Raw genomic sequence first — 15,492 nt, forward strand, 5'->3', positions numbered from 1 at the left:
TTTTAAAAATGGGTGAGCGTTTACTTTCAGCATTAAAATTAAGTTTGACCTCTACAGATAGTGCATTGAATTTAAGAAACTTAAAATACCTCCCGAGATGGGCGGTATTTCTTATTGATATATTTTTAGTTTCTATTTCGTCTTTATTGACCATATTGATAATTGTAGATCTTACTCCCAACTATTATACTTTATTGGACTTTCCCTTAAAGGCATTAATTATTGTTTTAACTAACATTTTCTTTTTCTTTGTTTTTAAAACATACGCTGGGATTATTAGATATTCTTCCAATATTGATGCTTTAAAACTAATATTAGCTACTACATCTTCATTTATTACTTTAGTTGTTCTTAATTATATTACATTTTTTGTAATAGGTCAAAAGATCTACTTGGTTGGCGGATTACTTATTAATTTGTGGATCTCATTTTCTCTTCTATTTTTATTTCGATTAGGCGTAAAACAGACTTATGAGTTCTATAAGATTGTACTGCGAGGAGACGCTATTAAAAGAGCCGTTATTATAGGAGCAGATGAAAATGCTATTTCTATTGCAGGAGCTTTAAATATAGAGCACCCACGTAGATTCAAAATTGTAGGTTTTCTCACAAAAACAAAGCATAACAATAGTATTAGAATTCTCGACAAACCAGTTGTAAAGTATAGAACCACTATACATAATCAGCTAAAAATTTTAAACGCTTCTGCAGTTATATTAACTGAACAAAACTTTAGTTCAGAAGAAAAATTTGCACTTGTAGAAGATTGCTTAGAAAATGATATTCAAGTTTTTAATGCGCCATTAGTCTCGAATTGGGCAGATGATGATAAACCGATATCCCAGAATATTAAAACCTTGCAAATCGAAGATCTTTTGGATAGAGAGCCAATAGTTCTTGATAGAGAAAATAAAACGGCTCAGCTTACAGGAAAAACCATTTTAGTAACGGGAGGTGCAGGTTCTATTGGTAGTGAGATCGTTAGACAAGTTGCTCAATATAATCCTAAAAAGCTAATTATCTTAGATCAGGCAGAAACACCTCTGCATAATCTGCAATTAGAGGTAGAAGGTAAGTTTCCTGATTTAAAATGTAGATTTATAATTTGTGATGTAGGAAATCAAAAGAGATTGGAGTTAATGTTTCAGAATCATAGTATCGATGTGGTTTATCATGCTGCAGCTTATAAGCATGTTCCTTTAATGGAAGCAAATCCTCACGAAGCAATTTCGGTTAATATTCGTGGGACAAAAAACCTTGCAGATCTTGCTGTCAAATATGATGTGGGACATTTTGTAATGGTATCTACAGATAAAGCCGTAAATCCTAGTAATGTGATGGGCGCGTCTAAAAGAGCGGCCGAAATGTATGTGCAATCGCTTTATCATGACCAAGCTAAATTTGATAAGAAAGAAACTAAGTTTATAACTACCAGATTCGGAAATGTTTTAGGTTCTAATGGATCTGTTGTTCCTTTATTTAGAAAACAAATAGAAAAAGGAGGTCCTGTTACAATTACCCATCCCGATATTATTCGATATTTCATGACGATCCCTGAAGCATGCCAATTGGTATTGGAGGCTGGGACAATGGGGAAAGGCGGAGAAATTTTTGTTTTTGATATGGGCGAGCCTGTTAAAATAATGGATTTAGCTATTAAGATGATAAAACTAGCGGGTTATACTCCTAATAAAAATATCAAGGTAAAGATAACAGGGCTTAGACCTGGTGAGAAGCTATACGAAGAATTATTAAATGATGAGTGTAAGACTTTACCAACACATCATAAGAAAATTATGATAGGTGTTGATAAGGTTCAGGATTATGAATTCATTAATCTGAAAATCGAGAAGATTATTAAATCTTCTGAAAAATTAAAGAATGATAAAGTTGTAGCAAAATTGAAGGAATTAATCCCTGAATTTATTAGCAATAACTCTTCTTATCAGAGTTTAGATAAAGTTTCACTCAAATTGAAAAGAGACAACATTCCCCAAGAACAAAATAATAAGTAAAATATGATTTAACTAAAATCATATTATATTTGATACATCAAAAGAATTCCATGAAAAAGAATATTGTTTTATTATTAATTAGTGCGCTTTTTTTTAGCTGCTCAACAAAAAAAGAAATTTTATTTTTTCAGAACCCTGAGAATCTTGAGTCATTGGAGAAAATGAAAAATTTCGAGCCCGTTTTTGAGGTAAATGACATACTTCACATAAAAGTTTCCTCAATGAATGAGGAGGTAGCTGCTCCGTTTCAAATGAATACAGGCGGTCAATCTCAAGGTGGGGGTGGACAACAAAATCCATCACTTATGGGCTATATGGTAGACGTTGATGGAAATATACAGTTTCCAGTTATAGGGAAAATATCGGTGGAAGGTAAAAGTAGAAGTGAGCTTGAATCTTTTTTAACAGAAGAAATAAGAAATTATGTAACAGATGCTGTAATTGCAGTTAGATTGTTAAACTTTAGAGTGGTCGTGCTTGGTGAAACAGGGCAATCTGTAGTGGAAGTTGAAAATGAACAAATTTCGATCCCTGAATTACTAGCCAAAGCTGGAGGAATAACTTATGATGGGAAACGCGATAATATTTTAGTTATTCGTGAAATTGATGGTGAGAAAACATACGGTAGAGTAGATATGACTACTTCAGATGTTTTTAAAAATCCATATTATTTCCTAAAGCAAAATGATATAGTATATGTTGAACCTACATACAGGAAAGTTAAATCTGCTGGCTTTATAACCTCCTATACAGGCTTAATTTCATTGGCAACCACAATTTTCGGAATTGTAGTGCTTATTACCAGATAATTTTACATGGAAGAATTACAGGATTTTACAGAAGAAAAGGAGTCAAATTTTGATCTCAAGGCTGAGATATTTAAATATCTAGCCCATTGGAAATGGCTCGTTTTATGTTTTTTGATTGGAGGATTACTAGCTTTTCTTTATAATAGATATACTATTCCTCAATTTCGTACCGAAGCATCGATGATGATTCTGAATGAGGAAAAAAGCAATTTGGCAAGTGCCCTTCCATCTGGTGGAGGATCAATTTTAAAATTTGATGATAATTCTTTAGATAATCAAATAATTACTCTCAAGTCCAAACGGTTAGTGGAAAAAGTAGTTGAAGAATTAGACCATAACATCTCATATTTTATTGAAGGTAATATTATTACCACCGAAGCTTACAAGAATAGCCCCATAAAAATTCAATTTATTTCTCCTGATAGCCTCATCCAAAAAGCATCTAGAACTTTATTTATTACTCCTACCTCAGATACAGATTTCATTTTAAGTGATGAGGCTTCGGATTATGAGAAAAAGCATAATATAGGTGAAATTGTAAATTTGGAGGGTTTAAAATTCTCAATTGTACCAAGGACTAATGGTTCAGAATCTATATTTAAAAAAACCAAAACTGTTCAAATCAATATAAGGCCAGTAGATCAAACTGCTGGAGAATATATTTCAGGACTTGTTATTGCACCAAAAGGTAAAGCAGCAGATATTTTATCCTTGTCTATTATACAAGCTGAGAGCGAAAAGTCTCAAGATTTTCTAAATAATTTAATGTTTCAGTTCAATGCTGATGGGGTAGCAGATAAACGACAAGTTGCTTTGAGCACCACTGAATTTATTCAAGATCGTCTAGGAATTATTACATCCGAATTGGATTCAGTGGAAGGTGGAATGGCTAATTTTAAAAGGGAGAATAAGTTCATGGATGTTTCCTCTGGCGCACAAGAATTTTTGTCAAAATCCACTCAAGCAGAGCAACAGGTTTTTGATATTGAGACCCAATTAATGATTATTAATTCTGTTGAGGACTTACTAATTTCCAGAGAAAAATATGAATTGTTGCCTTCTAATATTGGAATTGAAGGTGGAATATCTGGTTTTATTTCTACATATAATGCACTAGTTTTAGAAAGGAATGCTTATTTAAGATCTTCTACAACGCAAAACCCTGTAGTTCAAAAAATTACCGCATCTTTAGATTCGCTAAAGGAAAATTTAAGAGATAATATAGATAGTCAAAAGCGATCATTAAATATTCAATTAAGTGAATTAAATCAATTAGACAGGTCTGCTCAAAGTAAATTTAGTGGTTTTCCAGGTATGGAAAAAGGCATGCGCGGGATTGAAAGACAGCAACAAATTAAGGAGCAATTATATTTATTTCTTCTTCAACGTAGGGAGGAAGCTGCAATAGCATTTGCTGTAACAGGTCCAGTAGCAAAAGTAATTGATCCGGCCTATACTATACCTTCAGCTGTGGATCCTAAACCTTGGCTTATTTTAGTTGGAGGTTTTTTAATTGGGCTTTTATTGCCTTTACTGGTCCTTTTCGGGAAATTTATGTTGGATACTAAGATTCACCATAAGGGTGATTTAGAACCTTTAATAAAAAACATCCCTTTTCTGGGAGAAATTCCAAGAATTAACGAAGGCTTAGAAGAAACCATACAGCTAAATGATAGATCTCCCTTAGCTGAGTCTTTTAGAATTTTAAGAACGAATCTTGCATATTTGTTAAAGCCAAAATCAAATAATAAAGGTGAAATAATTTATGTAACATCTACAATAAAAGGAGAGGGTAAAACTTTTATTTCTTATAATGTAGCTAGAACTTTGGCTTCCACTAAAAAGAAAGTGGTACTTATTGGGGCAGATATTCGTAATCCTAAATTACATAGATATACAGATATACCAATGGAGTCCAAAGGACTTTCGGATTACTTATATAATTATGACCTTACCTCAATTGATATTATTTCTGAATCTTCAGATAAAGATATAAAAGTAGACTTAGTGCTATCTGGCTCAATTCCTCCTAATCCTGCAGAACTTTTTATGAGCGATAGAATGAAAAATTTATTAGATGACTTGTCTACTAATTATGATTTTGTTATCGTTGATACTGCTCCGACTATGATCGTTACCGATACCCTATTAATAAGCCCGTTAGCAGATACAACTTTATATGTAACGCGAGCTGGTTATACAGAAAAGAAACTTTTAGATTTCCCGAAGGAACTCAAGCAACAAGGAAAATTAAAAGGATTGGCAATCATATTAAATGATGTGGACTATTCTAAATTTTCCTATGGTGCTAAATATGGATATTCCTATGGTTATGGGTACGGCTACGGTGTAGACGAGGAGTCTAGATTAAAGAAATTGTTGAAAAAAACTAAAAAGAAATCTAACTAAATTTTTCTTTTGTATTTGAAATAATCTTTAGCAATGATTCATTTAATTTTCTATTTATAACTATGTTAGATAATTTCTCTATATGCTGAATTCTATGGGTATCACTTCCAATGAAATCAATCATTCCTTTTTCCAATAGTTTATAAGCGATTTTTTGCATATTCCCTCCATAATGCGGAGTAAGTGATAAAGTATTCAATTGGAATAAACAACCTCGATTTTTCAATTCTTCATATTTTGTTAGGTCCTTCGTATGATAGAAGGCATATCTCTCTGGATGTGCTAAAACCGGTTTATATCCTTTAGTTTGAAGTCTAAATAAAATTTGATTTAAATTTATTGGAGCCTGAAAATAGGACATTTCAACAAGAACCATATTATCCTTAAGGGTTAGAAGTTCTTCGTTTTCTACCAATTCTAAAAAATTCTGATCCATCATGTATTCTGCAGCATACCTTATATCTGTATTTTTTAGTTTTTCGTTATTATTGATCTCATTTTGTAAAAGGCTTAAAGCAGAATTAATTGTTTCAGGTGTATTTGGATAATAATCGTTCATTATATGCGGAGTTGCAATGAACTTAGTAATACCGAGATCATAAAATCTATCTAGCAATTCAATCGAATCTGTTACATTTTGTGCTCCATCGTCTATTCCTGGTAGGATATGATTGTGTATATCTGTTATTCCCTCTAGGTAATCAATTAAATATTGTTTTTTTCTAAAAATGGAAATCATAAAGTTGAATTATATCGTATAAAATTACATATTTTTATCACTAAAATTGGATGCCGAGCATCTTTAGCCTTATTTATATTTTATATGAAGCTCTCATTAACTTTTCTGCTTTTATTAATTGGTACTTGTTTAGTAAATGCACAACAAATAAAATATGAAGGTTTTGGCTCATTAACGGGTATTGTATATTCCCAAGAGGAGTCCCCATTTTGGATTAATACCAATCAAAGGGGGAGGATAGACGAATCTAGTAACGTTTCTGCTTACTTCAATGGAAAGGCCACTTACCAATTCTCCAGACATGCTAAACTAGAATTTGGATTAGGGGGTCTCTTTCATGATGGTTATACTGAAAAATTACAACTGGATGAATCTTATGTAATGTTAGAGAACTACTGGTTAAAAGCATATGCAGGAAGAAAACAAAAAGAGTTGCTTTATGATGGTTTAAGTGCTAGTAATCAAAATATCCTTTGGTCTTTAAATGCAAGGCCCTTACTAGGAATCAGTTTATCCTTAAAAAACCCAATAATTGTTTCTGAAAAGGCTGGATTAAGTATAGATTTAACTTTAGAAGAATTTATAACAGATGATGAACGCCATGTTGAAAATACTAGGATCCACCATAAAAGTTTTCATTTAATTTTCGATAAAATAAACAATTTTCAAATAAAAGCAGGACTTCAGCATTTTGTTCAATGGGGAGGAGATGCACCAGATTTCGGAAAATTACCTGGTAGCTTTGGAGATTATATCAATGTTTTTTTAGGTAAGGAAGGCAATAATAATGTTGGAGGTCAAGAAGCTAATGCACTTGGGAATCATCTTGGGAGCTATGAAGTTTATCTAAACACTACAATTAACGATTATAAAGTTGAAATTCTCTATAATCACTTGTTCGAAGATGGATCTGGAAGAGTTTTGAGAAATACTCCCGATGGGAGATATGGTGTTTTTGTGAAAAGTCCGAACCCAGATAATTTTATTAATTCGGCTATGTATGAGTTATATTATACACGAGATCAAAGTGATGAAAATATTACATCAGACGGAAATGATAATTACTTCAATAATAACTTATATAGGTCTGGTTGGACCTATGAAAGTAGGATTTTAGGTGTACCCTTTATAACTTTAGATGATGATAGATTCAGAATAAGCAATAATAAAGTAATTGTACATCATATTGGAGTCTCTGGAATAATAGGTGATTTGCCTTATAAATTTTTAACAAGTTACAGAAAGAACTATGGTGCTAAGGGAGCTCGTAATTTTAAAGAAAGCACCATTTTATCTAGTTATCTTGATCTAAAAGTTTGGAAAGATTCATTTGATATAAATCTTCAATTAGGGGCAGATTTAAGCTCTATAGCTTCTCCAAATTTTGGAGTAGGGGTTCAAATAAGTAAGCAATTCTTTTAATCTTTTCTGGTGGACTTTATCGCTTGATACTATAATTCATCAATAATATGCTTTGAGCTACTTGAGCAGAGTATTAGAAAAAATAGCTACAAACTCAAAGGTTCTTGTCTACTTGGATTAACTTTTCTATCTTTTAGAACTGAAGTTCAAATTACCCTAACCACCTTTTATGCCCATTAAAAACTCCGAAAATTTAAAGAGAGAATCTCTGATCTCCGAAATTTTAGACAATACAAATTCTAGTAGATTTATAAGTAGTAAATCTAAGCATTCTCTTTTAGTAGATTTTGTTGGGAATATTAAGCTTATCGATTCCGAAACTTCTGACTTCCTAAAACTCAATTTCAATCTATTCTTAAAGGAAAAGGATAGCATATTTGAAATAATTCCTACAGAATTTTTAAAGGAATTTTTATATCAATTTAAGGAAACCCAATCGGGATTTTCTACGATTACAATTATTAGAAGCAATTTTATAAATAAGGAATTTCATTTTAGAAAAACTCGTTTAAAGAGAGATGGAACTGATTTCATTGAAATTCATATTTCAAATTTACCTACCTCTTCTAAAAATGCAACTTCTAAAATTTTACGTGAATCTTCAAAACAGGTTGAAATTTTAAATGAGACATCTCAAGTATTTGAAGCCCTATTTAATAATCACCCAGATGCAATTTATTCTTTCGATTTTAACGGCTATTTTATTAGTGCAAATGCAAGTGCATCTAAACTTGGTGAAGTTTCTATACAAGAGCTAATTAAGCATAAGGTAATGGAAGTAATTCCTGATGAAGATTTTAATAGGGTGAAACATCACTTTAAAAAAGCTGCCAAAGGTGAGCTTCAAAATTACAATACAGGTTTTATTAGTTTCAAGGGTTCTAAAAGGGTTATAAACGTTACCAATTTTCCAATTATTATAAATGGTAAAACTACAGGTGTTTTTGGAATCGCGAAGGATATCACAGAAGCTGAAATAAATAAAAAGCATTCAATAAATCTGGAAAAACGTTACAAAACAATACTTGATCAATCGTTAGATGTTATTTGTACTATTGATAAAAATGGTTTTTTTATAGAAGTAAATGAAGCCTGTTATAATATGTGGGGTTATAGTCCGGAGGATCTTATTGGGATAAACTACATAGATTTAGTATTCGAAGAAGATAAGATTTTGACACAAATTAGTGCGAAGGAAATCATGAAAGGCGAAGATGAGACGAGTTTTTTTAATAGATATCTTAAAAAAGATGGGACTATAGTGCCAATGGTATGGTCATCACGATGGGTAGAGGAAGAACAAATTTATTATTCGATTGCGAGGAATGCATCTGAAATAATTGCAATTAAATCTAAACTCGAAGAAGAGCGAAATATTTTAAGAGCAATTATAGATAATATTCCTGATTATGTATTTGTAAAAAATAATGAGGATGAATTGATTCTAGCAAATAAAATGTTTTATTCAGATTACTTGGGAAAAGATAATGAAGCTGATTTAATAGGACTAAAACCTACCGAATATTTGCCAGAAAACTATGGAAAGGAAGTAACAAAGGAAAATAAATTAGTAGTAGAAAATAACCTGACTGTTATTAATAGAAAGGACATTGTTTATGATTATAAAGGAAAAAAGGAAGCTATATTATTAACTAAGGTTCCGTTTAAAACAAATGAAGGAAATATAATCGGTCTGGTTGGAATTGCTCGAAATATTACCGAAAATCATGAATATGAGCAAGAACAAGAACTAGTATCTCAATTAATTGCTTCTTTAAGTATTTCCAAAAATTTAAAACAGGGTTTGAGTGAAACTATCCAATTAATTTCGAAATATTTTAATTTCGATTTTGCTCAAGCTTGGGAAGTTGGAATAGTAAATGGTGATTTAGTAGAACTTGTAAGTTATAAGAAACTAAAAAACACTTCATTAAGCTCAGAGGTTTTTAAAACTATGTCTTTGGAAGAACTCCCAAAGGCTGTATTAGATTCTCAAAATCTGGTTACTTATTTAGATATAGATTTGAATAACATTTTCGTTGGTGTTCCAATTATTTTTGATGATAATGTGATACAAGTACTCACTTTTTATGGCATAAAAAGAGATAGAGAGGTAAATGTTATAAAGGAAATATTAAGCAGATTAAGCTTGCAAATTTCCATCGATATCCAACGAAAGCTTACTGAATCTCAACTTAATAGCCTTTTTAAGCATTCCCCCACCTTAATTGCAATTATTGGAATGGATGGGTATATGAAAAAAGTTAGCCCATCGTTCACTAAAATCTTTGGTTTTTCTGAGCAAGAACTATTGAACACACCATATCATGAATTCTTACATCCAGAGGAGTTAAGTCTTACATTTAAAAGGTTAAAAGAAGTAACCCAAGGTTACGTTACCAAATCTTATGAGGGTAGGTGTAGAACAAAGAGTGGAGAATGGAAATGGATTTCTTGGACACCTTCAGAAATTATTTCAAACGATGGTGTAATCAATCTTTTTGGACTTGATATAACTCCGCTTAAAACAGCAAATTTAGAAATGCTGAAGTTTAAAAATATTATTGAAAGTTCTTCTGAGGGGGTTTCTATAATAGATTTAAATACTGAAGATGTTTATTTAAATAGCTCCTTTAAAAAGGCATTAGGATATAATGAAAAAGACCTTAATCAAGTAGGAAAGATTATTAAGTCCTATAAATGTAAAAATCAAGGAGAAGAGGTTTTTGCTCACCTATTAAATGGTAAATCATGGAATGGTGACATCCAGCTATTAAATAAAACTAACGAAATTTTAGATTATCAATTTAATGGTGGGCCCATTTTTAATCAGAACGAGGAGTTAATTGCCGTATATGGAATTCACACAGATATTACAGATCGTAAAAACTATGAGAAAGAATTAATGCAATTCAATATAAAAGTAAATAATATTCTAGAAAGTATTACCGACGGTTTTTTCTCTATTACAAAAGATTGGATTGTAACTTATTTTAATAAGGAGGCAGAAAAACTTCTAAGAATCTCAAAGGATACAATATTAAATAAATATTTGTGGGATTATTTTCCTGAATCTAAAAAATTAGACTCTCATAGATATTATTCAAAAGCTTTTGAAACAGGTAAGAAAGTATCCTTTCAGGATTATTTTGAGCCATTTGATACTTGGTTTGAAATTAATGTGTATCCAAGTGCATCTGGATTGTCTATTTACTTTAAGGATATTACAACAAAGAAGAGGAGAGATGAAGAAATTAGAATTGCAAAAGAACGTTATGATCTTATAACAAAAGTAACTAACGAAGCAATCTATGATTGGGATATTCCTAAGAATACTATGGAATGGAGCAAGGCATATTTTAGTACCTATGGATATGAAATTCCTGAATTAGGAGATGGGTTAAAGCACTGGGAGAATCAATTACATCCCGACTATAAAGAAGAAGTTATTCTAAGTTTAGAAAATGCACTTAAGGATCCATCAGTGAATTTCTGGGAATATGTTTATAAGCTGGTAAAAGCAAATAAAGAGATTTCTATCGTGATAGATAAAGGATTAATTACGAGAAATCCAGAGGGATTACCTGTTAGAATGATCGGATCACTTCAGGATATAACCCAATTAAAACAAAATGAGATTGTATTAGAGCAGTTAAATTCAAAATTGAGGTTTAGGGCAGAAGAGTTAGCTACATCTAATGCGGAATTAGAACAATTTGCATACATAGCTTCTCATGATCTACAGGAGCCCTTAAGAATGGTAACCAGTTTTTTAACACAATTGAATAAAAAGTATAAAGACCAATTAGATCCCAAAGCTCAACAATACATATATTTCGCTACAGATGGTGCAGTAAGAATGCGACAAATCTTATTAGATCTACTTGAATATTCTCGAGTGGGAAGAATGGACTATAAGATAGAAGCTATTGATTTAAATGTGCTGATTAATGAAATTATTAGTCTTCATAGAGATCTAATATTAGAATCTAAAGGGAAAATCATATTTAATAAGTTACCAATAATTTATGCAGCTCCTCTGCCTTTGCAACGTGTGCTAGCCAATTTAATTACTAATGCATTAAAATACCAGAATGCAGACAATAACGCAGAAATTAAAATAGAAGTTTTTGATGAATTTGATTTTTGGCAAATTGATATTGTAGATAATGGAATTGGAATTGAAGAACAATTTTTTGAAAAGATTTTTGTGGTTTTTCAAAGGCTACATAGCAAAGATAAATACTCCGGAACAGGAATAGGATTAGCAATATGTAAGAAGATCATTGAAAATCACGGAGGAAAGATTTGGGTAAGTTCAAAAATAAATAAAGGAAGTACTTTCCATATTACAATTAAAAAACAAAATTAGTATATTTGAGACGCCCCACAAAAATCACCCTATGAACCCTATAAATATTTTACTGGTTGAAGATAATGAAGGAGATATTTTATTAACCAAAGAAGCTTTAGCTGAAGGAGATATTTCCAAAGATTTACAAGTTGTAAAAGATGGATGGGAAGCTTTGATGTATTTAGAAAAAAACGGTGATTATACTTCAGCAATAACTCCAGATCTTATTTTATTAGATATTAATCTACCTAAAATGAATGGTCATGAAGTGTTGAAAAACATAAAAGCTAATAGCAACATTCACCATATTCCTGTTGTAATGCTAAGTACTTCTTCCTCTAGCAATGATATAAACCAATGTTATAAAAATCAGGCAAACTGTTATATTACTAAGCCCGTGGATGCAAATGATTTTTCTAAGGTTATTTCTTCAATTGAAAAATTTTGGTTAACCACAGTTAAACTTTCAGTTAATAAATAGATTTATATGACCGATAGTGAAGGAGCTTTAAATATTCTAGTAGTAGAAGACCATATAGGTGACTATATTTTGATTGAGGACTATTTAAGCGAGGAACATTTACAAATAAATCTAACCAGAGCAACAACTTTTAAAGAGGCTAAAGATAACCTAAGTGTTAATCATAATTTTAAAGTTGTCCTTCTCGACCTTTCCTTACCAGACGTTGAAAGTAATGAGGACTTAGTAACTGGAATGGTTGCCTTAGCTCCTAACACACCTATAATAGTTCTTACAGGTTTTTCAAATAAACAATTTGGAGTTAAAACATTATCACTGGGGATTTCAGACTATTTATTAAAAGACGATTTAAATTCAACTCAACTTGCAAAAAGTATTTTCTATAGTATAGAGCGCAAGAATAATGATTTTAAATTAGGTGAATCTGAAAGAAAATATAAAGCACTTTTTGATTCTAGCCCTTTACCAATGTGGGTTTTGGATAAACACACCTTAGAGTTTTTGAATGTTAATGATGCTGCGATAGACTTATATGAATATTCAAAAGAAGAATTTTTAGGAATGAATGTTCGTGATCTTTGGACTAAGGATATAAGAAAGGAAATTGAATTTACGTGGAAAGAAAATTACCATGAGAACTTTGGGATTACTGTAAAGCATCTCAAAAAGAATGGAGAACTTCTCCACATGGAAATTAAAAGCAACCCAATAGATTTTGATGGTAGGGAAGCACGGGTTACACAAGCAAAGGATATTACAGCTCAGCTAGATGCAGAGCAGGCTTTGAAACATAGTGAAAAACGCTTTAAAGCACTTGTTCAAGACGCATCAGATTTAATAATGATCATGGATTTTTCGGGTGAGTTATCCTACGTAAGTCCGTCTTCTTCGCAAATGACAGGTATTTCAGATGCAGAAATGATCAAAAATAATTTCTTTCATTACATTCATAAAAATGATGTAAAAAGTGTAAAATCACACTTATTAAAATTGAAAGATAATAAGCGTATTCAAATTCCTTCTTACAGAATAAAAACTTCAGATAAAAAGTGGCGATATATAGAAACCATTATAACCAATTTAAATGATGACTCATCTGTAAAAGGATTAGTTGCTAATTCTAGAGATATAACAGAATTTATTACGCAAGAAAAAAAATTAATACATAGCTTAAAGCGTTACGATATTGTAGCTAAAGCAACTAGTGACACTATCACAGATTACGATGTAGTAAATGATAAGATGTATTATAATGAAGGGATAGAAAGTGTTTTTGGCTATTCTAAAAGTGAAATTGAAAATACTGGTAGTTGGTGGAACGAAAAATTACACCCAGAGGATAGAGAAAGAGTTAAAAGATATTCACAACAAGTTCAAAAACTCACATCAGGATATATACATATAGAATATAGATTTAGATGTGCAGATGGAAGCTATAGGTATATTTTGGATAGAAGCTACTTGGTTACTGATGAGAGTGGAAATAAATTGCGCATTATAGGTGCTATGCAAGACATTACAGAAATCCAGAACTATATTCAAACTATAGAAGATCATAACAGTAGGCTAAAAGATATCGCCTGGACGCAGTCTCATGTTGTTCGAGCTCCTTTGGCAAGGATTATGGGATTAATAGACTTGATACAGAGCTATCCGAATATTGATGAACAAGCCCAACTATTAGAGCATATTAATACTTCAGCAAGAGAATTAGATGACATAATTCGAAACATAACGAGAAAGACTGAAGATGTAACCTTAAATCCTAAAGAATGCTGAAGGTATTGATAATTGATGATGATGATATTGTTAGATTAGTTCAAAGTAAATTATTACAAAATTGTAATTTCACTAAAGAACCTTTAAAATTTAAGAGAGCATCTGATGCAGTTGAATATTTAAATTCAGCCTCAATAGAACATCATTATTTGTTGATGTTAGATATTAATATGCCAATGATGAATGGGTGGGAATTCTTAGATGAGGTTGAAAGAATGGAAGTGAAAGAAAATGTGTACGTGTTAATGGTATCTTCTTCTGTAGATTATAATGATAAAGAAAAGGCTGATAAGTACGATAAGATCATCAATTTTATAGAGAAGCCAATTACAGCTAAAAATTGTGAGCAACTCAAAGAATTATCAATTCTTAAACCTTTCTTTCCAGAACCAATTTAGACATCCGTTTCTGTAGGATTTCCATTATTTATTTTTTTTTCGGCCCATTCCTCTTCTTCACTATCTGCCTCTTCTGGTTTATCCTGAAATTCCTCGGCTCGTGGTTCATGATTCAGTTTAATATACATTGGAAAATGATCTGAGCCAATACTTTCTAAACGAGCAATATTTACCAAGGTGAAATCTGCTGTGTGAAAAACATGATCTAGAGGCCATCTGAATATTAAGTAACCTGTATGAAAAGTGTTGAAAAACCCCCTTCCTAAACGAGGATCCATTAAGCCACTTATTTTTTGAAACAATCTGGTAGTACGAGACCAAGCTACATCATTTAGATCCCCTAAAACCAATACAGTTTCTTGATCTTTTTTAACATCGCGGCCAACAAATAATAGTTCTGCATCTCTATTGGTTGAAGTTAGATCTTCTGTAGGACTAGGCGGTTTTGGGTGTAAACAATGTATTTTTACTGGATGACCATTTGGTAATATTGCATGGCCATGTATAGATGGAATCTCATCGTCTATAAGATATTTGACATTTATATTCTTCAATTCCAATTTGGAATATAAATGCATTCCGTATAAATTATCCATCGGGATCTTTACAGAATATTTATAATCCTTTTCAATTATTTCTAATTCAGATTCCCATTTCTTATCCGTTTCCAATGTGAGTAAAAGATCTGGATTCTTCGTTTTTATAAGTGCTAGTAATTTTTTATAGTTGGTGTTGGTGGTGAGTACATTACTCACCAAAATGGAAATATGATTTTTAGTATCATCACCGCTAAAGGACTGAACCGTTTTTTTTGCTAAAATTGTGTATGGGTAAATCCTAACTAATTGATAAAATAAACTGAATATTAAAAGGATTAGTAATATAACTTCCCAAAGTTCATCAAAACGGAAAATTATAATAAATGCTGTTATTTCAACCATCAATATAAAACTAATCTGTAGTCTTGGGAAGTCAAAGCCACGAATCCACCAATGATCAAATCTGGTTATAGATGCCAGAGTTGGGATTAACATAATAATTCCAATAACAATAACAACGATTTCAGTAATTCCCATTTATAAAATT

At 31.5% G+C, this 15,492-nt stretch carries 10 protein-coding genes; 8 read left to right on the forward strand and 2 right to left on the reverse strand.

What is annotated here, in order from left to right; translation table 11 throughout:
* The first annotated feature begins 8 nt into the window (after nt 1–8).
* From I130_RS06960 to I130_RS06970, 3 genes are read left to right on the forward strand one after another with little or no spacing between them, the layout of a single operon-like run.
* Nucleotides 9–2,015: a polysaccharide biosynthesis protein gene (locus tag I130_RS06960; protein WP_051119639.1), complete on the forward strand. Its 2,007-nt coding sequence runs from the start codon at nt 9–11 to the stop codon at nt 2,013–2,015.
* Nucleotides 2,016–2,065: 50 nt separating this feature from the next.
* Nucleotides 2,066–2,824: a polysaccharide biosynthesis/export family protein gene (locus I130_RS06965; RefSeq protein ID WP_034920724.1), complete on the forward strand. Its 759-nt coding sequence runs from the start codon at nt 2,066–2,068 to the stop codon at nt 2,822–2,824.
* Nucleotides 2,825–2,830: 6 nt separating this feature from the next.
* Nucleotides 2,831–5,233 (forward strand): GumC family protein, encoded by a 2,403-nt coding sequence (locus tag I130_RS06970; RefSeq protein WP_034920725.1) that lies wholly within the window; start codon nt 2,831–2,833, stop codon nt 5,231–5,233.
* On the opposite strand, the gene I130_RS06975 is transcribed toward I130_RS06970, so the two are convergent.
* Nucleotides 5,226–5,972, reverse strand: a complete 747-nt coding sequence (locus I130_RS06975) for a tyrosine-protein phosphatase (protein ID WP_034920726.1) — start codon at nt 5,970–5,972, stop codon at nt 5,226–5,228. The genes I130_RS06970 and I130_RS06975 overlap by 8 nt on opposite strands.
* An 84-nt stretch (nt 5,973–6,056) precedes the next feature.
* Between I130_RS06975 and I130_RS06980 the strand changes: the two genes are divergently transcribed.
* The 5 genes from I130_RS06980 to I130_RS07005 all read left to right on the forward strand — a co-directional run bounded on the left by I130_RS06980 (nt 6,057) and on the right by I130_RS07005 (nt 14,406).
* Complete coding sequence (locus I130_RS06980; RefSeq protein ID WP_034920727.1) at nt 6,057–7,394, forward strand: capsule assembly Wzi family protein; 1,338 nt, start codon at nt 6,057–6,059, stop codon at nt 7,392–7,394.
* Nucleotides 7,395–7,563: 169 nt separating this feature from the next.
* Complete coding sequence (locus tag I130_RS06985) at nt 7,564–11,766, forward strand: PAS domain S-box protein (protein ID WP_034920728.1); 4,203 nt, start codon at nt 7,564–7,566, stop codon at nt 11,764–11,766.
* Nucleotides 11,767–11,797: 31 nt separating this feature from the next.
* Nucleotides 11,798–12,229 carry a response regulator gene (locus tag I130_RS06990; RefSeq protein WP_034920729.1) on the forward strand — a complete coding sequence of 144 codons (432 nt, stop codon included), beginning with the start codon at nt 11,798–11,800 and terminating at the stop codon, nt 12,227–12,229.
* A 6-nt stretch (nt 12,230–12,235) separates the two neighbouring features.
* Nucleotides 12,236–14,008: a PAS domain S-box protein gene (locus tag I130_RS16220; RefSeq protein ID WP_051119640.1), complete on the forward strand. Its 1,773-nt coding sequence runs from the start codon at nt 12,236–12,238 to the stop codon at nt 14,006–14,008.
* On the forward strand, nt 14,002–14,406 hold the full coding sequence (locus I130_RS07005; protein WP_034920730.1) for a response regulator: 405 nt from the start codon (nt 14,002–14,004) through the stop codon (nt 14,404–14,406). The genes I130_RS16220 and I130_RS07005 overlap by 7 nt, the downstream gene beginning before the upstream one ends.
* On the opposite strand, the gene I130_RS07010 is transcribed toward I130_RS07005, so the two are convergent.
* Nucleotides 14,403–15,482, reverse strand: coding sequence for an endonuclease/exonuclease/phosphatase family protein (locus I130_RS07010; RefSeq protein WP_034920731.1), 1,080 nt, complete (start codon nt 15,480–15,482; stop codon nt 14,403–14,405). The genes I130_RS07005 and I130_RS07010 overlap by 4 nt on opposite strands.
* Nucleotides 15,483–15,492 lie beyond the last annotated feature (10 nt).

This window comes from Gillisia sp. CAL575 (assembly GCF_000403785.1).
Classification (GTDB): Bacteria; Bacteroidota; Bacteroidia; order Flavobacteriales; family Flavobacteriaceae; genus Gillisia.

Bases quoted from the DNA above. Each gene is read 5' to 3' on its own strand.
- I130_RS16220 (WP_051119640.1), top strand. From the start codon at position 12,236: ATGACCGATAGTGAAGGAGCTTTAAATATTCTAGTAGTAGAAGACCAT.
- I130_RS06980 (WP_034920727.1), top strand. From the start codon at position 6,057: ATGAAGCTCTCATTAACTTTTCTGCTTTTATTAATTGGTACTTGTTTA.
- I130_RS07005 (WP_034920730.1), top strand. From the start codon at position 14,002: ATGCTGAAGGTATTGATAATTGATGATGATGATATTGTTAGATTAGTT.
- I130_RS06970 (WP_034920725.1), top strand. From the start codon at position 2,831: ATGGAAGAATTACAGGATTTTACAGAAGAAAAGGAGTCAAATTTTGAT.
- I130_RS06960 (WP_051119639.1), top strand. From the start codon at position 9: ATGGGTGAGCGTTTACTTTCAGCATTAAAATTAAGTTTGACCTCTACA.
- I130_RS06965 (WP_034920724.1), top strand. From the start codon at position 2,066: ATGAAAAAGAATATTGTTTTATTATTAATTAGTGCGCTTTTTTTTAGC.
- I130_RS06990 (WP_034920729.1), top strand. From the start codon at position 11,798: ATGAACCCTATAAATATTTTACTGGTTGAAGATAATGAAGGAGATATT.
- I130_RS06975 (WP_034920726.1), bottom strand. From the start codon at position 5,972: ATGATTTCCATTTTTAGAAAAAAACAATATTTAATTGATTACCTAGAG.
- I130_RS07010 (WP_034920731.1), bottom strand. From the start codon at position 15,482: ATGGGAATTACTGAAATCGTTGTTATTGTTATTGGAATTATTATGTTA.
- I130_RS06985 (WP_034920728.1), top strand. From the start codon at position 7,564: ATGCCCATTAAAAACTCCGAAAATTTAAAGAGAGAATCTCTGATCTCC.